21 protein-coding genes are annotated in these 24,086 nt (G+C 40.2%); 15 read left to right on the top strand and 6 right to left on the bottom strand.

Features of this window, described 5'->3' with window-relative positions; all coding sequences use genetic code 11:
- Positions 1-113 precede the first annotated feature (113 nt).
- The 6 genes from AC2SLP_RS02550 (at position 114) to AC2SLP_RS02525 (ending at position 8,242) form a co-directional block, all read left to right on the top strand.
- On the top strand, positions 114-1,850 hold the full coding sequence (locus tag AC2SLP_RS02550) for an AMP-binding protein (RefSeq protein ID WP_486535073.1): 1,737 nt from the start codon (positions 114-116) through the stop codon (positions 1,848-1,850).
- A gap of 725 nt (positions 1,851-2,575) precedes the next feature.
- Entirely contained in the window at positions 2,576-4,384 is a 1,809-nt protein-coding gene (locus AC2SLP_RS02545) for an AMP-binding protein (RefSeq protein ID WP_486535072.1), read from the top strand.
- 249 nt (positions 4,385-4,633) lie between these two features.
- Positions 4,634-5,350 carry a ribonuclease PH gene (rph, locus tag AC2SLP_RS02540; RefSeq protein ID WP_486535071.1) on the top strand — a complete coding sequence of 239 codons (717 nt, stop codon included), beginning with the start codon at positions 4,634-4,636 and terminating at the stop codon, positions 5,348-5,350.
- Between the two features lie 93 nt (positions 5,351-5,443).
- Positions 5,444-5,932, top strand: coding sequence for a hypothetical protein (locus AC2SLP_RS02535; RefSeq protein WP_486535070.1), 489 nt, complete (start codon positions 5,444-5,446; stop codon positions 5,930-5,932).
- A 204-nt stretch (positions 5,933-6,136) separates the two neighbouring features.
- Positions 6,137-7,030 (top strand): hypothetical protein, encoded by an 894-nt coding sequence (locus AC2SLP_RS02530; protein ID WP_486535069.1) that lies wholly within the window; start codon positions 6,137-6,139, stop codon positions 7,028-7,030.
- A 123-nt stretch (positions 7,031-7,153) separates the two neighbouring features.
- Positions 7,154-8,242, top strand: a complete 1,089-nt coding sequence (locus AC2SLP_RS02525) for an alpha/beta hydrolase (RefSeq protein WP_486535068.1) — start codon at positions 7,154-7,156, stop codon at positions 8,240-8,242.
- An 81-nt stretch (positions 8,243-8,323) separates the two neighbouring features.
- On the opposite strand, the gene hemJ is transcribed toward AC2SLP_RS02525, so the two are convergent.
- From hemJ to serB, 5 genes are all read right to left on the bottom strand, one after another.
- On the bottom strand, positions 8,324-8,758 hold the full coding sequence (gene hemJ, locus AC2SLP_RS02520) for a protoporphyrinogen oxidase HemJ (protein WP_486535067.1): 435 nt from the start codon (positions 8,756-8,758) through the stop codon (positions 8,324-8,326).
- 63 nt (positions 8,759-8,821) lie between these two features.
- Positions 8,822-9,991, bottom strand: coding sequence for a biotin synthase BioB (gene bioB, locus AC2SLP_RS02515; protein ID WP_486535066.1), 1,170 nt, complete (start codon positions 9,989-9,991; stop codon positions 8,822-8,824).
- A 255-nt stretch (positions 9,992-10,246) separates the two neighbouring features.
- Positions 10,247-10,753 carry a hypothetical protein gene (locus AC2SLP_RS02510; RefSeq protein WP_486535065.1) on the bottom strand — a complete coding sequence of 169 codons (507 nt, stop codon included), beginning with the start codon at positions 10,751-10,753 and terminating at the stop codon, positions 10,247-10,249.
- Between the two features lie 245 nt (positions 10,754-10,998).
- Entirely contained in the window at positions 10,999-11,412 is a 414-nt protein-coding gene (locus AC2SLP_RS02505; protein ID WP_486535064.1) for an AciT family ciprofloxacin tolerance protein, read from the bottom strand.
- A 479-nt stretch (positions 11,413-11,891) separates the two neighbouring features.
- Positions 11,892-13,211: a phosphoserine phosphatase SerB gene (serB, locus tag AC2SLP_RS02500; protein WP_486535063.1), complete on the bottom strand. Its 1,320-nt coding sequence runs from the start codon at positions 13,209-13,211 to the stop codon at positions 11,892-11,894.
- Positions 13,212-13,310: 99 nt separating this feature from the next.
- Here serB and AC2SLP_RS02495 point away from each other — a divergent pair, with 99 nt between their 5' ends.
- The 5 genes from AC2SLP_RS02495 (at position 13,311) to AC2SLP_RS02475 (ending at position 17,208) form a co-directional block, all read left to right on the top strand.
- Positions 13,311-14,873, top strand: a complete 1,563-nt coding sequence (locus tag AC2SLP_RS02495) for a hypothetical protein (RefSeq protein WP_486535062.1) — start codon at positions 13,311-13,313, stop codon at positions 14,871-14,873.
- Between the two features lie 230 nt (positions 14,874-15,103).
- Positions 15,104-15,349, top strand: coding sequence for a PA3496 family putative envelope integrity protein (locus AC2SLP_RS02490; RefSeq protein WP_486535061.1), 246 nt, complete (start codon positions 15,104-15,106; stop codon positions 15,347-15,349).
- Positions 15,350-15,662: 313 nt separating this feature from the next.
- A complete protein-coding gene (locus tag AC2SLP_RS02485) occupies positions 15,663-16,226 on the top strand; it encodes a YecA/YgfB family protein (RefSeq protein WP_486535060.1) in 564 nt (187 codons plus the stop codon).
- Between the two features lie 3 nt (positions 16,227-16,229).
- Positions 16,230-16,658, top strand: coding sequence for a YbjQ family protein (locus tag AC2SLP_RS02480; RefSeq protein ID WP_486535059.1), 429 nt, complete (start codon positions 16,230-16,232; stop codon positions 16,656-16,658).
- Between the two features lie 58 nt (positions 16,659-16,716).
- Complete coding sequence (locus tag AC2SLP_RS02475) at positions 16,717-17,208, top strand: YbjQ family protein (RefSeq protein WP_486535058.1); 492 nt, start codon at positions 16,717-16,719, stop codon at positions 17,206-17,208.
- Positions 17,209-17,276: 68 nt separating this feature from the next.
- On the opposite strand, the gene AC2SLP_RS02470 is transcribed toward AC2SLP_RS02475, so the two are convergent.
- The gene (locus AC2SLP_RS02470) at positions 17,277-17,912 is read right to left on the bottom strand and encodes a formate/nitrite transporter family protein (RefSeq protein ID WP_486535057.1); all 636 of its coding nucleotides are present in this window, start codon (positions 17,910-17,912) and stop codon (positions 17,277-17,279) included.
- Between the two features lie 376 nt (positions 17,913-18,288).
- Here AC2SLP_RS02470 and AC2SLP_RS02465 point away from each other — a divergent pair, with 376 nt between their 5' ends.
- From AC2SLP_RS02465 to AC2SLP_RS02450, 4 genes are all read left to right on the top strand, one after another.
- The gene (locus tag AC2SLP_RS02465; RefSeq protein WP_486535056.1) at positions 18,289-21,243 is read left to right on the top strand and encodes a valine--tRNA ligase; all 2,955 of its coding nucleotides are present in this window, start codon (positions 18,289-18,291) and stop codon (positions 21,241-21,243) included.
- 274 nt (positions 21,244-21,517) lie between these two features.
- Complete coding sequence (locus AC2SLP_RS02460) at positions 21,518-21,754, top strand: hypothetical protein (RefSeq protein ID WP_486535055.1); 237 nt, start codon at positions 21,518-21,520, stop codon at positions 21,752-21,754.
- A gap of 187 nt (positions 21,755-21,941) precedes the next feature.
- Positions 21,942-22,919 (top strand): hypothetical protein, encoded by a 978-nt coding sequence (locus AC2SLP_RS02455; protein ID WP_486535054.1) that lies wholly within the window; start codon positions 21,942-21,944, stop codon positions 22,917-22,919.
- Between the two features lie 50 nt (positions 22,920-22,969).
- Positions 22,970-24,045 (top strand): IS3 family transposase gene (locus AC2SLP_RS02450; RefSeq protein WP_486535053.1). Its coding sequence is split into 2 segments (ribosomal slippage): positions 22,970-23,216 and positions 23,216-24,045, totalling 1,077 coding nucleotides; the frame shifts between segments, so codons are not numbered across the junction.
- The last annotated feature ends 41 nt before the right edge of the window (positions 24,046-24,086 follow it).

The following is a 24,086-nucleotide window of genomic DNA, read 5'->3' as shown; positions in this document are numbered from 1 at the left end:
ATTGATAGGGCAGTGATATATACTGCAATTATTCTATTGAAAACCACATATTCGGCTTATTTAACTAATATACTCATCAATCCCCTGTTTAAATTTTAGGAGTTTCATAGATTATGGACGATCAATCAACCCAGTATCATCGCCTTAACGAAAAACCTTGGTTAAATACATACGAAAAACTCAATATGAAATATGATATTGAGATGCCGCCAAAAGATAGCTCATTAATAGATATTTTTGAACATAACTTTACCGAACATAAAGGCAGAGTATCTTTTGTATGCATGAACCAAGAGATGTCTTACGATGAGCTCGATGTATATAGCAGACAGTTTGCTGCCTATTTGCAGTCTCTAGGTCTGCAAAAGGGGGATAAAGTCGCCGTTATGATGCCCAATATTTTACAGTCTCCAGTTGCTATACTAGGGGTTATCCGCGCAGGTTTTGTCCTAGTAAATGTTAATCCATTATATACGACGCATGAGCTTGAGCATCAGCTAGAAGATTCTGAAAGTAAAGCGATTATTATTCTTGAAAACTTTGCCAAAACCTATCAAGACATTAGCAAAAAGACGGTAGATCACGTTATTGTGACGTCTATGGGTGATTTGATGAGTCCTGTTAAAGGATTTATTGTCAATACAGTTGTGCGCCATGTCAAAAAAATGGTTCCAGACTTTAATATTAAAGGTAGCGTAAATTTCAAAAAAGCACTTAAATTGGGTGCTAAGCATAAGTACAAGCGTCCTGAAGGCGTCACTTTGGATGACATTGCTGTCTTGCAATATACGGGTGGTACAACAGGTGTGGCAAAAGGCGCAATGTTAACGCATGGCAACTTAGTGGCAAACCTTATTCAATGTGATACTTATATTGGTGATGCCTTCGATAAATATATCGAGCTTGATGAGCAGCCAGTCATTATGACAGCGCTGCCTTTGTATCATATCTTCTCGTTCACCGTGTGTTGTATGTATGGTATGCACAAAGGGGCGATTAACTCATTAGTACCTAATCCACGCGATGGCAAAAGCTTATTGAAAGCTTATAAAGACTATCCACCTGCCTTTTTCCCCGCAGTGAATACCTTATTTAATGGTTTGATTAACTCTGAGCATTTCCGTGCATTAGACCATAGCAAGCTTGAGATGTCTATGGGCGGTGGTATGGCAGTATTAAAAGATACCGCTGAGAAGTGGCGTCAAGGGACGGGCAACGTGATTGTTCAAGGTTACGGTCTATCAGAAACCTCACCTGTTGCCTCAGCCAACCCTATGGGACTCGATGAATTCCCTGGCAATATCGGGGTTCCCTTCCCAGCGACTGATATGGCAATTATTGATGAAGAAGGTAATGAGGTGGCAATCGGTGAACGCGGAGAGATTTGCGTGCGCGGACCTCAAGTGATGAAAGGATACTGGAAGCGCGAAGATGCTACGGCAGAAGTAATGACGCCAGATGGGTATTTCCGCACAGGTGACATCGGCGTCATGGATGAAGAGGGTTACTTTAAAATTGTTGATCGTAAAAAAGATATGATTATCGTCTCAGGCTTTAACGTTTATCCTAACGAAGTTGAAGATGTGATGTCAGGCCATCCTAAAATCCTAGAGTGTGGTGTGATTGGAATTGACAGCGATAAAAGTGGTGAAGTACCGAAGATATTTATCGTATCGAATGATCCAAGCTTAACTGAAGAAGAAGTGATTAGTTATGCCAAAGAAAACTTAACAGGATACAAGCGTCCTCGTTTTGTAGAATTTGTCGATGAACTACCTAAGTCAAATGTGGGTAAAATTCTGCGTAAAGATTTACGTGAAATGGAAGCTAAAAATCAACAAAGCGCATAATTACAATTTGTAAGCGTATAATTGTGGTGTTAGATAATCGTTTTAAATCTTAGGCTTTAAGTTTATAGCGTTAACGAGTACAATACCCGCCATAATCTAATAAGGACATAAGCATCTGCTTGTGTCCTTTTTTGTTAAACGAGCTTTTTGCAAAAAGATATTTTCTTATGAGGGTCTGTTGAACATTCAAATATTAGGACTACTGATAGCTAAAATTGTTCCAAACTAGGCATAAACCGACGATAATGTCTAGACCTTAGCTAGGTTTATAACAACGTTTGGGGCAATTTTAGCATCAGCCCTACGGGGCAGGTCTATTTTTTGTCAATATATTGTGAAATTTTCTAACTTAGAATAACTAAGTGTCTAAAATTTCCCTGCATATTGCCTAAAAAATAACCGCCGCCAGTTCCATATTTGAATGTTCAACAGACCCTAGAGTAAGGTTTTTATAAAGAGTTTTTTATAAAAAGACTTTTGATATGCAAATCAGGGGCAGTATATTTAAACTCTGAGTGATTCTGTTAAGACATCATCAAGCAATATTTATATAACAACAGTATTAATTAATTTTGATAGAATTTAGTGAAAGTTGATTATTAACAACAGTAATCGCACCACGATTCAATATTCCCAAAATGTTGAATTAAATACGATAAATTAGACTAAAAACGATAAATAAGACTAAAACAATAAATAAGTTATATACGTAAATAGGTATTCATATGACCACAGATTCAAACCACACTACAGCAGAAACAAATAGCTCGGTAACCGAAGATTCAGCCATTGGATCATCTAACATCAGTAAACTACATGGCACCTTCCCAACCTATCCAGACATATCAGAGGATCGTCCTTGGTTTGCCTCTTATGAGCGATATGACTTACCAAAATCTATTGAGAGGCCTGACGATAACACCTCCTTATTAGAAGTGTTTGAACGCAATTTTGAGCGACATGGTAACCGAGATGCCTATATATGTATGGGTGCTTCTCTAACTTATCGTGAGCTTGATGTTTATAGTCGACAAATAGCGGCCTATTTACAGTCTTTGGGTTTAAAAAAAGGCGACAAAGTATCGGTCATGATGCCTAATGTCCTTCAATATCCAATTGTTGCGTTAGGAGTGATACGGGCGGGAATGATATTGGTTAACGTTAATCCGTTATATACCAGTCGCGAGCTTGAGCATCAGATCCATGACAGTGGCGCTAAAGCGATATTTATTATTGAAAACTTCGCTAAGACCTTTGAAGATGTCAAAGACAAAGGCGATATTGAACATACTGTGATTTGCAGCATGGGCGATATGATGGGACTAATCAAAGGTTTTGTGGTTAACATGGCGGTTCGCTATGTCAAAAAAATGGTACCCGATTACTCATTACCCGGCCACGTCACGTTCAAAAAAGCTCTAAATTCACGGTCTGCGCAGGCGTATCAGCGTCCAGAACTCGATCAAAGCCATGTGGCCTTACTGCAATATACAGGCGGCACAACTGGAGTAGCCAAAGGCGCTATGCTGACCCACGGTAATTTGACAGCCAATATGCTACAAATTAATGCGGTAATGAATGCTGCGTTTGGAGAAAGTATGCAAGGCGAAATAATTCTTGCTGCGCTGCCTTTATACCATGTCTTCTCGTTTATGGTATGTGGCATGTATGCAATGTACGAAGGGTGTACTGGTCTACTAATACCCAACCCACGTGATTTAGACGGGTTAATTAAAGAGATTGATAAGTATAAGCCTGCGTTTATTCCGTCTGTAAATACGCTGTTTAACGGTTTGGTCAATCACAACGAATTTAAAAACTTAGATTTTTCTAATCTTAAGGCGTCTATTGGCGGCGGTATGTCAGTTTTACCCAATGTGGCAAAAGCATGGCATGAAGCCACTGGACTACCTATTGTAGAAGGATATGGTCTATCTGAAACTTCGCCCGTGGTAAGCTTTAACCCCATGAATATCTCTGAATACACTGCCAAAATCGGGGTACCAGCACCTGATACCGATGTTATATTGATTGATGATGATGGCAATAAGATGCCTGTTGGCGAACGCGGTGAGATATGTGTGAAAGGTCCTCAGGTCATGGTTGGCTATCAAAATCGTCCGCAGGAAACCAAAGATACCTTTACAGATGAGGGTTATCTAAAAACAGGCGATATTGGGATAATTGATGAAAAAGGCTTTATCAAAATTGTGGATCGTAAAAAAGACATGATTTTGGTATCAGGCTTTAATGTATATCCAAACGAAATCGAAGAGGCCATGTCCGAGCATCCTGACGTTTTAGAAGTGGGCGCTATCGGTATACCTAGTGATAAGCGCGGCGAAGATCCAAAAATTTTCGTTGTCACCAAATCAGGAAAATCTGTGACCGAGGCTGAGCTATTAGACTATGGTAAAAAGCAGCTTACAGGCTATAAGCGTCCTCGCCATGTTCAGTTTGTTGACGAACTACCAAAATCAAATGTCGGTAAGATATTACGTAAAGAGCTGCGTAAAATGGAAGGTCTTGAGTAAACGCTCACTGACTGTTGCTTACTGTACTGTCGTTCTAATAACTGCCGCTTTAATGTCTGGCGCTTACATTAAGATGGGCACATTGTGTGCTCATCTTGCTATTCAACTCCGGTCACGTTACGATATCATTCTTTAGATAACACGTGACATCTTGATTGAAAAAAATTTTCTCCTCATTTGATTCTTATCACTCTTATCATTCAAATATTATGATTCAACTATTAAAAACTCTAAGGACAATCCACACCCATGCGTATTAATAACCGAGAGCCAGATCAACTTCGTTCCGTAACCTTTGAGCGTAACTATACCAAGCATGCAGAAGGCTCAGTACTCGTCTGCTTTGGCGATACTAAAGTGCTGTGTACGGCCAGTGTCGAATCTGGCGTACCGCGCTGGCTAAAAGGCAAAGGTCAAGGCTGGGTTACTGCAGAATATGGTATGCTCCCTCGTGCTACCAATACTAGAAATCAGCGTGAGGCAGCACGTGGTAAACAATCAGGCCGTACCCAAGAGATTCAACGTTTGATTGGCCGTAGCTTACGAGCGATGGTAGACCTAAGCAAGTTGGGTGAGAATACGATTTATTTGGATTGTGATGTGATTCAAGCAGATGGCGGAACCCGAACCGCAAGTATTACAGGTGCTGCTATTGCAATGATTGATGCCCTAGAATCCCTACAACAAAAGAAAAAGCTAAAAGCTGACCCGTTGATAGGATTGGTAGCAGCCGTGTCTGTTGGGGTCAAAAATGGCGAGATTTTACTGGATTTGAACTATGAAGAGGATTCGAGCTGTGACACCGATCTTAATGTGGTTATGACACAAAAAGGAGAGTTTATTGAGATTCAAGGTACTGCTGAGGAAAAGCCATTTACTCGCAGTGAAGCGGATCAAATGTTAGCTATGGCAGAGAAGGGTATCGCGGATCTTATCAAACAGCAGCAAACTGCATTGGGCTGGTAATCTAAAACCTCTATGTCATACTTTTAAGCTCAATAAGCATTTATATAAGCTTATTAACTCTATATAAGCTCATCAACCATTGATAGGACACTTATGCTACAAGTCACTAAAACTGGTGCTAACATCACGCTGTCCGGTAAACATACCGGACACGGCGATGGCTTATTTTGGTTTGGCACAGCATTGGTAATTGGGGCAATCGGTGTGGCTATGGCTATGAGTGTGCTGCCTGTACGTCTCGCCATAGGGGTATTAGCAGCATTCATCGTGTTTGTGTTTATTTTTAACAAAGCCCGTAACCGACAAAAGCAGAACGGCTGTCAAATTCAGTCAGGACTTCTTAAAGTCAAAGCGGGTAGTTTTGTTCATAACGTGATGGGTAAAACGCAGCAGATTGTTCTACAGTCTGACGATACGATAACTACCGACGCTAAAACACTTACAATTGTTGCAGCAAATGGTCATATTAAGTGTGAGATAAGCGGTTTTCAATCTGCTAAAGAAGCCCAAGTCATGCAAGCCATTTTACAAGGTCAACAACTTGGTAAACGCAATGCAAATATCAAGATGAAGTCGACTTAACCGTTTAGTTGAAGGGTTATTTGTTGTTTATGCCGTTGCTTATTTATAGGATGCATTGGCTAGTTTATTGTACTAATCTTTTGACTGACTAGCCTTTTAATTCACTAATAGTTAAACCAATTAAGCATTAAGTTAGTCTTGAGTTTATGTGGTGAGGTGGTAATATTGGTTATAAACTAGGGGCTGTGACCTAAGGACTGTCGCATGGACGTGTCAACTTCATTATTAAGAATTAAAAACTTGTTGTCTCGATTGATATATATTGGTATGTCTAGACTTCTATCTAGATTTCTGTCTAAAAGGATGATTCATACAACTTTTGAAAACCAGCCCCAATCTTCATACCGTCTAACTTCTTTCTATATCCAATACCACTCTTCAATTAATAAGCAGCCGTTACGCTTAGCGAAAAGTCCTGCAAAAATGGGTTGTCAGTCAACTGTTACTTTTTCAATATTCATATCCTCAAGATATAAAATAGCGGTAAGTACGGCGGCATTGATAACACTTAGTGCGGTCAGCTCGCTAAGCCATGCTGATAATATCAGTGATCTAATAACTTTGAAGAACCAACCTCATATTATTCCTTCTGTGCAATCAGTTCAGCCTTCAAATACACAATTTAGCGAGCCTAAGACTAATTTTTATAGCAATTATAACCAAGCGCCAAATATCAAAACAGAACATATTGATACCCTTTATACAGCGGAGCAGACGGCGTCTACTGCAGGTAGAATGGTGCTACAAACGGCTCGGCAAATGACCTTAGACAATCAAGAGATTGTGTCAGGATCGTGCTGGGATTATATCAATGCGGCGTTTAATCGATCGGCAGTTGGGCGAGACGATGTATTTAAGGGCGATTATCCTTATGGTCCTTTTATCGATACCGCCCAAATACAGCCTGGCGATTGGTTGTATTATGTCAATCACAGTTATAACGATGGGGAGCACAGCGGACTGTTCGTCGGATGGCTTGATCAAGACAGCAATACAGCTTTGATGTTAAGTTATGCAGGCGAAAATAGACAAGAGCCTGCCAGATATAAGGTGTATGACATCTCGCATACCTACAACGTGATGCGGCCTCGTTATTAGTCACTTATACGTTAGTTAAAAATTTCTATTTCCACTTATTTTTGATGCTTTTTCCATAAAATGAGCCTCATGTTCCTATATCATAAAACCTATTAAATTTTATGCCCACCCTATTAGGTATTTATGATCATCAATCCTATAAAAAGCATCCTTAAAATCAGCTTAATAGGAATGATTATAGCCACTTTTATTGGTGCCGTATTTGTTTGGAGGGTTGCCGATAATATGGCCAATCCGCCGCGCCGAGCTTTGCAAGCGTATCATCAGCAGTGGCTAAAGCATCCGCAGCAAGAAGGCATTACTATATCGCGCCATGACTGTGCTCAAGGTCAAATGCCTTGTTTGTTCGTTATGCCTAGCGTAAATGCACAATTAGGCACACGTGGGCAGCATCTACGTGAGCAGCTGCAACATACCTATCACTATGATTTAGCACCTTATGAAGTGGCTCATGCGAATCCTAAAGGTATTGTGGTGCTGCTACATGGCAGAGCAGGGAGGAAGGAGGATTTGTTACCTGTAGCGGCTCGGTTAACAGCCGCAGGTTTCATTTGTGTGTTGCCTGACTTGCCTGCGCATGGAGACAGTCCACTTAATGTTAGCCGCTTCGGATTAGAATTGACAAAGACCCATCCCAATCTTATTAACCAAGTTGTGCAAGATATACAGCATTCAATAGGTCACAAACTTCCTGTATTCTTATGGGGCATGTCAATGGGCGGCTCCTATGCCAACTATGCGCTAGAAGAAAGCCCGCAGAATTGGCAAGGGCTGATTATAGTTTCTAGTTTTGCAGCGTTAAATGAGGTAGCACAAAAGCAGCTTAATAATTTAGTTTCACCGCTACCTAAGCTTTTACAAGCACCTATTGGTAAGGTTTTGATGACAATGTACGGCTTCTTTATTAACTTGCAAGGGGGCGCTGACCCTAATGAAGTGAACCCTATTGCGATAGCACGTAAGACTCAGATACCCGTCTTAATGATTCATGGCGATCAAGATAATACTATTGATATCAGTCAGGGAAGAGCGCTTTTTGAAAGTTACCCCACTGCAGACAAAACTTGGATGACGGTATCAGATGCAGGTCATAACAATGTTCTTATAACCCAAGCGCCGGTATACGCAACAATGGCTGACTGGTTATTGCGCCACACAAAAAAACATACAGCCGATAATAATCTTACAGCTGATGAGTACAGTAATCCTTAAACTGTAGATGTAAAATAAGATAAGCGGCGTTGCAAGATAATTAGGTGACACTTACCACGTATTTTAAACAGCTAAGCCGGTCTAAAAAGGCTTCACGATCACTAAAATAATGACTGCAATTAATATGAATACAGGCAGCTCGTTAAACCACCGCCAAAATACGTGGGTTTTATGATGTGGGTTGTCTGCAAGCTTTTTACGGTAGGCTCCGCAGGCGCCATGATAAGCAGATAATATGACTACCAACAATAGCTTAGCATGTAGCCAGCCTTGAGTCTTATACACATCCCACCCTATATACACCATCCATAACCCAAATATCCAAGTTGCGATCATAGAGGGCGTCATAATACCGCGATACAGCTTGCGCTCCATGATGATAAAACGCTCATGACTTATCTTATCATCACTCATAGCATGGTAGACAAATAGGCGGGGTAAATAAAAGATAGCGGCAAACCAGCACACCATCGAAATAACGTGCGCCGCTTTTATCCAATTAAAGTAATCAGCCATTTCAAAGTCTCAAATCAATAGTATTTAAATGCATTGCTATAGTACACGCTAGTACACGCTATATTATACATAATTTGTTTGCCCGCTAATGGCATCAATGACGGCTAATTTTGAGGGTGTAGTGGCTTTAACAGGCTCAGATTTCAAACCCAGTGTTTTCATTAGCCTATCGTCATTTGACTGACTTGCGTTACCTGTCGTTAAAAGTTTGTCCCCATAAAAAAATGAATTGGCTCCAGCCATAAATGCCAAAGCTTGCTCGGATTCTGATAAGCTTTCACGTCCTGCGGACAAGCGCACGTAGCTTTTGGGGCAGCAAATACGGGTGACCGCTATGGTACGAATCCATTCCAAAATAGAAAGCTGACCTTCGCCTAGGACTTTATCACCCAAAGGGGTGCCTTTAATGGGTACCAAAAGATTGACAGGAATAGACTCAGGCGGCATGGGCATACTTGTAAGCTCAAGTATCCAGTCAATGCGATCTTCACGGGTCTCCCCCATGCCCACAATACTGCCACTGCACACGTTAATACCTGACTGTCTAACATGTTCAATGGTGGCCAAACGCTCATCATAGCTACGCGTACTCACAACGCTGTCATAATAACGACGCGACGTATCAAGGTTATGGTTGTAATAATCGAGACCAGCGGCGGCGAGTTCCTGCGCTTGTTCAGAGCTAAGCATTCCTAAGGTCATACAGGTTTCAAGGCCTAGAGATTTAACCTCTTTTATCAATTGGGCAACATACGGCATGTCTTTTTTACTGGGGTGTTTCCAAGCGGCACCCATACAAAACCGAGAAGAACCAGATGCCTTAGCACGTTTTGCAGCGGCTATGACTTTGTCTACCTCCATGCGCTTTTCAGCCTCAAGTTTGATTTTATCACGGTGATGACCAGACTGAGAGCAATATCCACAATCCTCTGGGCAGTTACCTGTTTTAATCGATAACAAGGTACTGATTTGAACTTCGTTAGGCTCAAAATACTGTCTATGTATCGTTTGCGCTTTGAGCATCAAGTCATTAAAGGGTAACTCAAAAAGCTGTGCAATCTGCGCACGAGTGCTTATTTTCTGCGCACGAATGCTCTGACTTTGCGCGCCAGCGGTTGTGTTATTTATTAGGTTGATTTGATTAGTCTCTTGAAAGTCAGCGGTGGTGTCAGGCAAGTCCTTTTGAGTGACGCCATTTGAAGTGGGCTCTGTTATACTTAATAACGAGGTCATAAGGTAATCCTTTACAGACAGAGTGCGATTGGCTATTTATTCACTCAATTGTATCATTATATAAGCTCAACATATAAATTCACTATATAAGTTTAAGAGCGTATAAAGACGTTAATATAGTTTTAGAATATAGCCCATAATTAATATGTTATAAAAAAGGTTCAACAACTGCTAATAGTTATTGAACCTTTTTGCTAACGTTACTCTTAAGATTTAAAAAAATTTAAAATTAAAACTTCTCTAAAGCATTAGAATCTATTTTGACATTTTATGCTTGGCAGTACTAATAATTTGCGCTGCGACACCTTGAGCTTTTTGGGCAATTGGACGCGCTTTTTTAACCAGTGGTTTAAGCTCATCAGGTACTTTAGGTACGATATGTTTGGCTAGCTGATTGAACCACATAAGTAGGCTATAATCGCCTTCCATAACCAGCTCTTTATCTTGAATAGCCGTCATGAATGCAGAAACATCACCACCTGTTAACAGCTTAACACCCGTCATAGAGTCTTTAAAGTCAATACGTAAGCTTGGCTGATTTGCTTTACCCGCATACTGCTGGAATGTACCTTCGTCAAATACATAATAACGTGCGATACCATCTGTTTCACTACCAAGCTCGATACTAACTTTGCGATCTTTGATAATCTCTTCGATATTTGGGTCATCACTTTTTACCAGCATAGATAGACGAAGACCGACTATAGCAAGTAGAGCATCAAGAGGGTTTGCTTGAACATTGAGTATAGGAATTGAGAACATAAATGAATCCAGATTAATAATGAATGATAAATTTAATGTAAGTTGACTTTTATTTTAACAGCTTATTCATCCCGTTATTATAATTAATTTATTACTAGTGGTTTATTATAGATAATTAGATACATTGTTACAGCAAAAAGCCAAGCAATGGCTTGGCTTAAATCATAAGGCATAAAGTTTAGCATTGGTTATTATTAACAAGGTTGATAGTATCGGTAATTGATATAGATTGTCAGTATCAACGATTAGTTTCTGAATCTAGGCTGGTAGTTATTATAAATAGGCGTATGCTCAATATATTTATCACGCTGCTCAGATACTTGACGCCTTCTACCAAATAGGGGTATTGCTGTTTTACCAGATGCTTCACGATTAACAAGGTATAAACCAAATCCTACTAAGCTAAAAAGTGTCACAATAAAGGCGATGATGTAGCCTGCAAAAGTAGGAATAGGCGTTGCAGCAGTCAAAACCGTTTGTAGGGCTTCGACGGCTATCATGTAAATCATGCCGCCCATAAAGTAGCCTAGTAAATAGCGATGGCTAGAAAAAAAGGTAGCGATAATACCAATCGCAAATAATGCAAAACCTAAGGTAGACCAAGTTAGAATGCCTGATAGCCCGGATAGGCCAGCGGCCAAAATGGTATGAGTTGCCATATTTATTGCCTCTTAAACTGTCGACTAATATAACGCTAAAAACCTACTTAATAGCTAAAACTGCACTTGTAAAGAAAATTATATATGTAGTTATAAATATAGCTATTTGTGCGATGAAAAAGTAATTTTTGCGTTGATTTAAAATTCATTATGACGGTATTTTATTAAAAAACAAAGTCAAAAATGATGATTTACGACAGCACTTGTCGTGTGAAATAGCAATAAAATTTGACACAATCGCCTAGCCCTGATGAGGCAATAGATCGCCCTTTTTTTAATTTAAAAAAATAAATATTTTTTAACATTTATTTTTTACTTTATCATTTAGATAATTCAGACACCCACTCGTCTAAATATCAGACGATAATTAATTTAGATTAGATTAGTGTCGTTAAGGCAGTAAAGGTTGACCCTCAATAGCTTATTCTAATTAGGGTGCGTGCTTCGCGCCTGTATTTAATGTTTGTGCTAAGCTGAACCTAAAGTAGGTCGTGAGTGGAGTAACCCAGTACGTATAGCACACCTTCAAGCCCAGTGGCATTGATGGCAGCATCGGCACGTGAACGGACGATGGGCTTCGCGTGATAAGCCACACCTAAGTCAGCAATTGCCATCATGGCTAAGTCGTTTGCACCATCTCCGACACACACAACCTGAGCCGTTGATACGCCTTTATGTTTGGCAACTTGCTGCACCAATGCAGCTTTACGTTCGCCATTAACGATGGGTAGCTGCACATTTCCAGTCACTTTGCCATCTTCGATGTCTAATATGTTGGCGTATACCTCATCAATACCAAGCTCATTAGCAATTTGATCGGCAAAGTAGGTAAAGCCGCCGGATACCAAAACCGTATGATAGTTTAAAGATTTCAAAGTAGCGATGAGGGTCCGTGCTCCTGCTGAGAGTGTTAATTCTTTTTGAATGTCATCTAATACCTCTGTTGACAATCCTTCAAGTAGCGCTACACGCTCACTAAATGAGGTATCAAAATCAATTTCGCCTCGCATGGCGGATTCAGTAATCTCGCTTACCTTGTCGCCTATATTTGCTTTTTTAGCCAGCTCATTGATAACCTCTTGTTCAATGAGTGTTGAATCCATGTCAAAAAATGCAATGCGGTGCGGGCGTAGCATATTGGCAAGTGAGACGATATGACAGTCGATAGCAGAGTCGCCGCCCAAGTCATCTGTAATGGGTAAGGTCGCTATGAACTGACGTAAATGTGAGGTGATACCATCATCGAGTAAATGCGCCGCCGCAGACTTTTTACCTGGCTGCATAGTCTTGGTATCAGTTGGCATCAATATGTATCGATAGGTTAGAACAGGGGTCAAGCGGTCGTGACCGTTCTGGTCTTTTAGGTCACTGTCCTCCACAGCATCTGTACTAGAAACAACTTTAATAAGCTGCCATAACGGGTTTTGTGCTTCCCATTCGTCAATATGCGCTTCAAAGCTGATTTTTTTATCAGCATATGAACCCTCTTGTGTCAGTGCTTGCTTTTGCACCACGACAGATAAAGCAAAAACAGGTAGCGACTCAAGCTGCTCAATTAAGTGTAAGGATATTTTGCGGTTAGGTTGGCCGTTTATTTCTAAGCTCACGTCGCCAAATCGTAGATGATTTGGTAACAAATCATTGGCTTGTTGTAATGCTGTGAGCCATGATTTTAAGTGCGCACTCATCTCAGGCCCAAAGGATACGAAGTTCGCCTCCGCGTCTGTAAGGGTGTGAGCACCTGAAATGGTTGTAGAAATGTCGTCATTTTGAGCAATAGTTGTAGATTTTTTTGTCATGGTGAGCAAAGCCCCTTGTAAGCGTAAGCAAGATTAGGAATAATAGGGCGTGCCCAAAAATAAAGCAACTCCTATCTATCTATAAAAGTTTAGCATAACATGACCTATTTAGCGCCACGGCAAGGCTTGTTTGCCATAATTATCATTATCAGTTTTTTTATCCATACTACGCTGCTATTAATTAGTACCGATCAGCAGCTGGATGAACTTAAGATGCAAACTGGCAAACGTATGTTGGTTCAACTGATTGAGGAAGTAAAACTGCCTTTATTGAGTAATGATAAAGTGAGCCTGAGTGTATTAACAGGGCGATATACCAGTGAAAATTCAGTCGCAAGTTTGACCATTAAAGATGTGAATGATGACGTCATATTACAAACTGGACAAGCGCAATTAATGGAAGGTGATACTATTCGCGAGCAAGTCATCATGGGCGATAATGTCATAGGGTCGGTACAAATGACGCTTCGTGATACCAGCAATGGTGAAATTATTGCGTCGCAGTGGTTATTTATATTAGGTTCATTTATCGTACATTTATTAATTTGGTTAATATACGGTTATATAGCGCGCCCCACCAGAGCACAATTGGCACAGCTGAGTCGAGATGTTAAGGAGCATTTACGGGTGCAAAGTCGCACATTAGGCACAGGGCCTGTGCGCCAACATGATGACAAAGCCGAAAAACAACGGTTGGGGTTAAAAGAGCCGCAAGCTGTTAGTGATTATATTCGGGGTCATCAATCAACAGCAAACATCAGTAAAAAAGACCAAACAGATAGGCCAAACGCTACTCAGCAGTCGCACACTTCGGTTGAAAACCCTGTTGATCAAACCCACGTTAATGATAGACACGAAGCGTCTGCTCAAACCAGTAGCAACCAAGCTGCTTTTGGTCAAAATGGATCCAATCATATACCTAGCTCCTATTCAACAGACGGTCAGTCAACAGACAGTCATTCGAAAGACAGCTATTTAAAAGAAAGTGGCGAAGCGGCTACCAACATGTCACCGACGTCTTCTATCTCTGTCAGCAATGGTAGCCAACCTGCCAACTTGGTATCGACACGGCCGCTGAAAACTGTGAGTGTCTTGATACAGTTTTATGACCCTAATCATTTGATAGACACACTGGCAGCTGAAAAATCAAAACCCTATTTAGCCCTATGCTCGCAGCTATTAGATCGAACGATAACTGAGTTGCTCAAACAACCATTATTGTTTGGTGTAAGCGTTAGCAATACCCCAACTTTTGATGCCAAAGGGGCAACAGTTGAGCTCGCGTGTAAAGACGATCACAACAAAATAGCACTGGCTGCTATGATGCTGGCACGAGTATATTTGATGTTAAATCAAGTTACTTATATTAAGCATCGAGAATTAAAGCGGTTTGCTCTAGAGGTTCGTGTTGGCGTAAGCGATTACGCCACCAATAGCAAGATGTCGCAACTGTTAACTAATAATGCCCAAGTGAACGATATCTTAGTGTTGTTGCCTGTCGCAGGGCTTAAACAATTAAGCGGTAATATGCAGCTTAATAACTTACAAAATCCAACGACGGTATATGAACGAGACTGTGCGCGTCTAAGCGGAGTCAGTGAACCAATCATGACGCGCTTGATAACTGTGCGGGATGCGGTATTGTTGTCAGCGAACTCATAATAATCAATAAGAAAGGCTATACAAAATAAACTTAAAAAAACAATAAATAGCTTTAATAAAATTGGCTTTTTTAATTAAATTGTTACGGTATGCTAGTAAATGTTTTTATGATTAAAAGCGACTGCTTATATTCATTTAATTGAACTATAAATTAACTTCTTAACTGACTTACTAATCATCTTATTAAGACTACCTATTATAATAATTTAATAAAATAAGAGGATAAAAACATGAGTGATAACGATCTTGATGACTTTAATGATGATAACTTTGACGACGATGATGATGCCAAAAAAGTAGATGAGGCAGAAGCAGAAGCGGCACGCTTAACCAGCTTAGAAAAGCGACGTTTGATCGATAATATGCTTGAGGAAAAGCGCTTAGAGCGTGAACTAAGAGATGGTTTTGATGATGACTTAGACGATCTTGATGACTTAGATGATGATCTTGATGATTTAAACTTAGAAGAAGAGTAATACCCGCGGTTGGTATTTGCTAACCGTATAGATTGCTTTAGATACTCTAACAGTTTATATGATATTCATCTCTATACGACATTGTCCTCTCACAGCCTTCTATTCAACAAAGATCTATATTCGATCTAAAATTGAAGTAAACATGGGTCGCTCTAACTTTAAATCATAAGTTACCAATATAGTTTAGAGCTTTTAAAAGTTTCAAAAATAAGTAATAAGTTTTAACGTTATATTTTTAAGATCGATAACTTTTTAATCATGCTAAAACGATTTAATAAAACCTATAATAAATAAAACCATATATGAGATCACCATGACTTTAGATGAGTTACAAGATTACCTAGATTCTGATGCCAATAAACATGGGCTTGATAGTGTGGCCACGCATGGCTTTTTGACTGCAACTATTGTCGGGAAACCACTCCCTAACTGGATGTCGTTATTGTTTGAAGGTCAAGATAACCAAGTAAGCAATGATGTCAAAAAAGCGATTAAAGAGTGGCGATCAGAGCTACTCGAAGACCTACAAAGTGAAGCGGGTATTTCGCTGCCTTTAGAGATTGAAGAAGACTCCGGTGAGGTTGATTTTTCTCCAGAGTCCGAATTAACAGCTTGGTCAATAGGATTTGTTGACGCTATGTATGGCGATGAAAACGTTGATTGGTTCAGTGACGAACAAAGCAGCGAAGATGTGGCGATGCTAACGTTACCCATGATGGTGTTCAGTGGCATTGATACCATAGATGCAGACGGTAATGAAGCTGAAGATGAAGATTTGGCCGAGATTCGCGGTGATGATGATGCTTTGGCTCAGATGGCCAATAGTATTGAAGGCAATTTAAGTGAGTTATTTTTATTATTTAATTCAGACGAGTAAGTTATGAGCATACAGCTGTCTAATCTTGAACACCTTCCAGGCTATACCATCGTTGAAAGATTGGATGTGGTGTATGGTAGTACCGTACGTTCAAAACATGTCGGTAAAGATATATTCTCAAGTTTAAAGAATATTGTCGGGGGTGAATTAACCGCGTATACCGAGTTACTAGAAGAGTCGCGTCAAGAAGCGATAGATCGTATGTTAGCGAAAGCAGAAGTATTGGGCGCTAATGCTATTGTTGGTATCCGTTTTTCAACGTCTAGTATCGCTCAAGGGGCGTCAGAATTATTTGTCTATGGTACCGCGGTTAACGCAGTGCCTGAAAGCTATGCCTCGCAAGCTTCAGTATCTACGTCTACGCAGGCCGCACCACAAGTACCGCCGTTACCTGTATCAGATAGCGATCATAATGAATTCGATAGCCAATAGTCGAATGAAGCAATCACTTAATGATAGAGTAATGAGATGATGGGAAAGCGCTAAAGTGATGGATGCTATTTTCGACTTTATTGCCAACAATATTATTTTTATCGGTCTGTTTTTTGTGGGCTGGGTATTTGGTCGTTTTAATGAAGGCGATCATATTAAACGATTGGGTATTGCAGAAAAAGAGCTGGGCCATATTATTGTTTCAAGTGAGCGCTTTTATCGCCCTAAAATCGCTGATGAAACACAAGGCGTGTTGGTGATGGGTAGTGTGGTCATTGCTCAAGACTATTTTAAAATGATTATAGCCCGCTTGCTGAATCTGTTTGGCAAAAACCTAACCACCTATGAGTCTTTATTAGACCGTGCACGGCGTGAAGCCATCCTACGCATGAAGCTAGAGGCTCAGTTTATGGGCTATAATCAGATTTATGGGTTACGTTTAGAAGTGACTAGCATCAATCTGACGGGCAGTATGGTAGAAGCTATAGCTTATGGGACTGCGGTTTATACCATCGATAATCCAAACATACCACCGCCATTACCTACTTAAATTTTAGTAACCCACTTATTTAACCTTTAACCTTAGTATTAGTTACATGATTTTTGGATACATGGCTCTTACCTCTCAGTATTAAACCTATCTAAATCCTTTTTCTTGAATTTCTCTATACCAACCACGACAGGCAAGCTCAATAAGGAGGTTTGTTCGGTATAGAGCAGGGATTGACCCACAACAACAATAATAAATCCGATGGGATACATCAAAGAGGCTAACGTGGTGGCATATAGATTTGGCATCAGCGGTGATAAGAGTGCTAGAACGGTTACTAACATAGTATAGCTCATACCAATCTCTAATCCTGCGATGAAAGCACTGGTAAAAACTGAGCCATTTGAGCGTTTGAGCGTGTGCCGAGCATGAATAAATTGTTCAGTTAAGATGCTGGCATAGCTTTTTGGTTGACTAAAGCTTTCGTCGGAGGCTAAGTCTTTTATGGTATCAAGCTTATTTGAATCCACCTCTTTAAAATCTTCATCTTCTAATGAATTGGTAAGACTAGATTCGTTATCTTCTTTACCTTCTTTAGTATTTTTATCGGCATTACTATCTTTATGAGGGTCTAGGCTTGGGTGTTTATCCTTTGAGATTACCAAATTGGCTTCTTTAAATTCCCGATAGGAATTATCCTCTAAATTGAGATTAGATTTTTGGCTAAGATCTGAGGCTTTAAAAGGAGGGTTAGGATTTGACATAAAATAGGTTTGGTTTGTACTCCAAGTGGTGAATAGCAATCGTTAAAACTAGTGCAAATTATAAGCTTTAACTTGATAAGTTTTAACTAGAAGTGTTACTTATAAAGCTATCTTAAAAGTATAAAGCTTACTAAGTCTACTATTGTTGATTATTGATTATTGATTATTAGTTTTGGGTTATGAAGCTTCGATGTCACTCCTGTGCAGACGTTTCTTTGATATATAAGCAGAAGGTTTAATAAGACATCGTAGGCTTTAATTACGCTCACCATCTAACAAAATTTCGTCATCTGCGTTAAAATCAATCTAACTAACTTTTAAACTTAAATATTTTTTCTTTAATTTACACACTCATTAACAATAAGACACGTCTACTATGAGCAATTCCAATACAAATAGCAATCTGACAGCATCCATTCAATCAGCACTAAAACAATTAGAAAATGCGTACAACCCAAGTGAAGTTGAAAAAGGCATGTATCAAGACTGGGAAGACAGCGGTTATTTTCAGCCTAAATACAGCAGCGATGAGTCGTTCTCGATTGCCTTGCCACCACCAAACGTCACTGGTAGCTTGCACATGGGGCATGGCTTTAACAATGCCATTATGGACTCACTCACCCGCTATCACCGCATGCTGGGTGACAACACGCTATGGCAACCGGGTACAGACCACGCAGGTATTGCAACGCAAATGGTCGTTGAGCGCCGTCTAAATGCTCAAGGCATTAAGCGTACAGACCTTAGTCGTGAAGACTTTATAGATAAGGTCTGGGAGTGGAAAGAGGAGTCTGGGGATAATATTACTCGCCAAATCCGTCGTTTAGGCTCATCTGTGGATTGGTCGCGTGAGCGTTTTACCATGGATGATGGGCTATCCAATGCGGTAAAAGAAGTGTTTGTCCGTCTACATGAAGATGGGCTGATTTACCGTGGTAAGCGCTTAGTAAACTGGGATCCTAAGTTTCAAACCGCACTGTCTGATTTGGAAGTCGAAAACGCCGATGAAAAAGGCTCGCTATGGCATTTTCGTTATTACTTTACTGATGAATCGGTTAAGACAAACGACGGTAAAAATTATGTGGTCGTGGCGACTACGCGTCCAGAGACGTTACTAGGTGACACGGCGGTGGCAGTTAATCCAAAAGATGAGCGTTATACCCATCTGGTGGGCAAAACCATTACCTTGCCAATTACCGGACGCGTTGTGCCTATCGTTGCCGATGACTATGTCGAAAGCGACTTTGGTACGGGTGTGGTGAAGATTACCCCAGCGCATGATTTTAATGACTATGAGCTTGGTCGTCGACATAACACGCCACTGATTAATATTTTTGATAAATATGCACATATCTTGCCTGAAATGCAGATTTACCCGGATTTGCAAACCCGTGATCCACAGCTAGAGGCCACCCCAGAAGCTTATGTAGGTCTTGAGCGCTTTGAAGCTCGTAAACAGTTGGTCGCTCAAGCAAAAGATGAGGGCTGGCTAGAGGACATCGAAGATTACCAATTAAAAGCACCACGTGGTGACCGTAGCGGTGTCATCGTTGAGCCTTGGTTAACCGACCAATGGTATGTGGCGGTTGAAGAGCTTGCCAAACCCTCTATCGAAGCGGTAGAAAATGGCGACATTGAGTTTGTACCTGCCCAATACAAAAACATGTATATGGCTTGGATGAACGACCTACAAGACTGGTGTATCAGCCGTCAGCTGTGGTGGGGACATCGTATTCCCGCTTGGTATGACAATGACGACAACATCTATGTTGCCCGTGATGAGGACGAGGTACGCCGTAAATACAATCTTGACGACAGCATAGAGCTACGTCAGGACGAAGACGTATTAGACACTTGGTTTAGCTCAGGACTATGGACGTTTAGTACGCTTGGTTGGGGTGACCCACAAGCGGATAAAAAAGTGCTTGAAACCTTCCACCCAACCAGTGTGCTCGTAACAGGTTTTGACATCATCTTCTTCTGGGTGGCCCGTATGATTATGATGACCATGCACTTTATGAAAAATGCTGACGGTACCCCGCAAATACCATTTAAGACCGTTTATGTACATGGTTTAGTACGGGATAGCCAGGGTCAAAAAATGTCGAAGTCGAAAGGCAACGTGCTAGACCCCATCGACTTAATTGATGGTATTGATTTACAAACACTGGTCAAAAAGCGTACCAGCAATATGATGAATCCAAAAGATGCTGCCAAGATTGAAAAGCAGACACGCAAAGAGTTCCCAGAGGGCATCCCCTCTTATGGTACTGATGCACTGCGTTTTACATTCACCTCGCTTGCCAGCACTGGTCGTGACATTAACTTCGATCTAAAACGAGTAGAAGGCTACCGCAACTTTGCCAACAAAATCTGGAACGCCAGCCGTTTTGTGCTTATGAACTGTGTGGACAGCTCTGATGCAGGGCAGGGCAATGCACTACCGATTGATAGCCGAGCCAATCCCAAGGTTTGGGAATTGCCTGAAAAATGGATTATGAGTCGTCTTAACTCAACCATTAGCAACATCCATCAGCATTTTGAGCAGTTCCGTTTGGACATGGTTAGCCATGATATTTATGAATTTATCTGGAACGAATACTGCGACTGGTATGTCGAGCTTGCCAAGTCGAGCCTTAATGATGACTCGGTCTTAGAGGCTCGCAAGTCTCAAATTCGTTACGTACTGATTCACGTCTTAGAGTCGGCGATGCGCTTTACCCACCCAATGATGCCGTATATCACCGAAGAGATTTGGCAGACGGTAGCGCCATTGCTCGACCGTAAAAACACTGAAAGTATCATGGTAGCTGACTTCCCACAAGCGGATACCAATTATATTAATGAACAAGTAGAAGCCGATATGGCATGGCTACAAGCGCTTATCGCTGGCGTGCGCAACATTCGCGGGGAGATGAAACTGGGCAATGCGGTGCGCCTGCCTGTGCTGTTGCAAAACATCACCGATGAGCAAATCGCCAGCCTAAACCGTATCGAAAATCAGTTTAAAGCGCTTGCTAAAGTTGAGAGCTTAACGATTGTCGGCGAGGGAGAGGACGTGCCGTTATCTTCTTCAAGTATGGTCGGTAAACTGCGTGTATTAGTGCCGATGAAAGGCTTAATTGACCCAACGGCTGAGCTAAAACGTCTCGCAAAATCGCAAGAGAAGCTACAGAAGCAAGCTGACGGCATCGAGCGAAAACTGGGTAATGAAGGGTTTGTGAGTAAAGCGCCTGCGGAAGTGGTCGAGGCTGAAAAGGCGAAGCTTGAGGAACTGGAAGGTCAGCTTAAAGTTATGAGTGAGCAGATGGCGCAGTTGAAGGCGTTGTAGGTTCTATCAGGCTTTGTGATAGGGTAGAGGGCATGCTTGCATTGGCTTTAAAAAAAGCAAAAGCTTTAAAAGCATGGCTTCATTATCGCAGTCCCATTATAAGGGAGAAATATGCGGGTCAAAGTCCCGTTCCCCTTTAAACGCTATGTCCGTGCCTCGTCCCTCGGTAAACGCAAAAAGAACGTCACCGTAAATATGGTGGCGTTTTTATGGTATTAAATCAATTTAAATAGTGGTATAAGTAGAGTTAAAGGCTGATATGTAAGATTAAAATATGTTCAAAGACTTTATAAACTCTATCAAAGAAGAATTCACTCACCGAGATAGTTTCTGGGCGAACCTAGGCCATGGTGCAAAAGTCGGCATACTCATTTGTATAATTCCTGCATTTTATTGGTTTAAAGCGGATTTGTATTATGCGATTGCTGCATTAATCATTGAGATTGTATTTATTCTGTTTTATTCATTCGCCCATTTTAGTATGTGGCATGACTTTGATGAATGGGATTAAATTAAAAGAGGTAGGACCCTTCAATCCAATGTTCAAGTAAGTATATCCGCCTAAAATTGGACTAAACCGCTCTAACTATTTGAGATTAGGAGTGTTCAAATTTTAAGTTGAGTTTTTATTTAATTACGGTTTAAAAGACTGACTAAGACTCAACATGTTTTTTATTTAAAATCTTATAGGACTGTGTTTGTCTGATTCGAGTATATCTATAATCAATTTAATTCTTGGTTCATTTAATAATAGAGACCGAGCTTTTGTAGTTTGGTTGTTTGTTATATCTGTATTAATTTACTTTAAAGTTCCTGATATATCTAAGCATTTAAAGCAGTTGTTCATATCTTTCTTTCAGAAGAATATTTTTATAGTTATTTCAATGCTTATTTTAAATACTATTATATCTATTTACATCTTAAAAAAACTAGGGTTTTGGGATTATGGGCAATTTAGGAATACCATTTGGTGGTTTTTCGGTGTTGGATTTATAAATATATTCAGGGCAGTTGAAAGTAGAGATATCGAGAGCTTTAAAAAGAACATAATAAAAGATAACTTGAAGATATTATTAGTAGTAGAGTTCTTTTTAAATATTTATACGTTGAGCTTTGTCTTAGAGTTGATACTACTTCCGATTCTATTTTTGGTAATAATATTTGCGTCATTTACAGACGGAAAAGCGGAGTATAGAGAAGTTAATGTCCTATTTACTACATTACAGTCTGTTATAGGGTTTATTCTATTGATTTATTCAGCTTGGTCTTTATCTAATAATTTAGACTTTATTTATAATTTTCAACTTTACCAAAATTTCTGGAACCCTATATTTTTATCCTTGTTAAGTATCCCATTTCTATATTTAATATTTACTTATACATCATACGAAATCGCCTTTTCAATACTGCGTATAACGATTAAAGATGAAGAAGCTTTGAGTTATGCAAAACGTAAAGCTATAAACAACTTCAAATTCAATATAAATAAGTTGAATAGATTTAAAAAGTTGCTATCTACACAGCAATGTAAAACCAAATACGATATTGATAGCTTGATTAAGCTAATAAAAGAGCAGTCTAGTAAGAAAAAGAATCCACCTAACATAGACATAGCAAAAGGTCTAAGTCCATTTCAATGTATCGACTATTTAAAGTGTAACTATCCCCTAAAATAACACAGCTCAAACGTAGAATTTCTTATAAAATACCCATAAGGAGTTTTAACATGAGCAAACGAATGACTGAAACCCAAATAGTATCAATCTTAAAAGAAGCAGAAGCTGGAATACCTGCCAAAGAGCTGTGCCGTAAATACGGTATTGCTAGTTCAACCTACTACAAGTGGAAGTCTAAATACGGAGGTATGGAAGCCTCTGACGTCAAGCGACTAAAAGAACTAGAAGAAGAAAACCGTAGGCTTAAACAGATGTATGCTGATTTAAGCCTCAAATCACAAATGCAGGAAGAAATCATAAAAAAGCTATAGCGCCTGTCCATGAACGTAAAGTCTGGGCACAAGAACTGCAGGCGCAGTATGGTGTTAGTATTGTGGTTAGCTGTCAGGTGGTCTGCATGAGTCGAACTGCTTATTACTACAAGCCTAAACTATCTGATGACAGTGAGATTATTGATGTCTTAAATGAGCTTACTGACAAGCATAATCGCTGGGGTTTTCCAAAGTGCTTTAAGCGTATGCGAGCACTTGGCTATTCATGGAATCACAAGCGCGTACATCGTGTTTACAAAGCGTTAAACTTAAACCTACGCCGTAAGACTAAAAGGCGACTGCCAGCACGCAATCCTCAGCCGCTAAGTGTGCCAAGTGCATTAGGGCATACTTGGTCTATGGACTTTATGAGCAATAAGCTACATAACAATATTCGCTTTCGAACCTTTAATGTGATTGATGATTATAACCGTGAAGTATTAGGCATTGATATTGGTACCAGCATCCCCTCACTTCGAGTGATTCGCTACCTTGATCAGCTAGCCGAGTGGCATGGTTACCCTAAGCAAATTCGTGTGGATAATGGTAGTGAGTTTACCTCACACGTATTCACTGATTGGGCATCGGCTCACGGTATTTACATTGACTATATCGAACCTGGTTGTCCTTATCAGAATGCTTATATTGAACGGTTTAATCGCAGTTATCGCAATGAGGTTTTAGATTGTTACCTTTTCAACAATTTAAACGAGGTCAATCAACTGACTGAAGATTGGATTGAGGTTTATAACACCCAAAGACCCCATGATTCACTTGATGATATGACACCTGCCCAGTACAGACAGGTGGCTTAACGATTCTACGATGATGTTGTGTTAAAGATGGGGTATTTACA

It is taken from the genome of Psychrobacter sp. CX21, from assembly GCF_057396255.1.
This window is presented reverse-complemented; position numbering and strand designations above follow the sequence as displayed.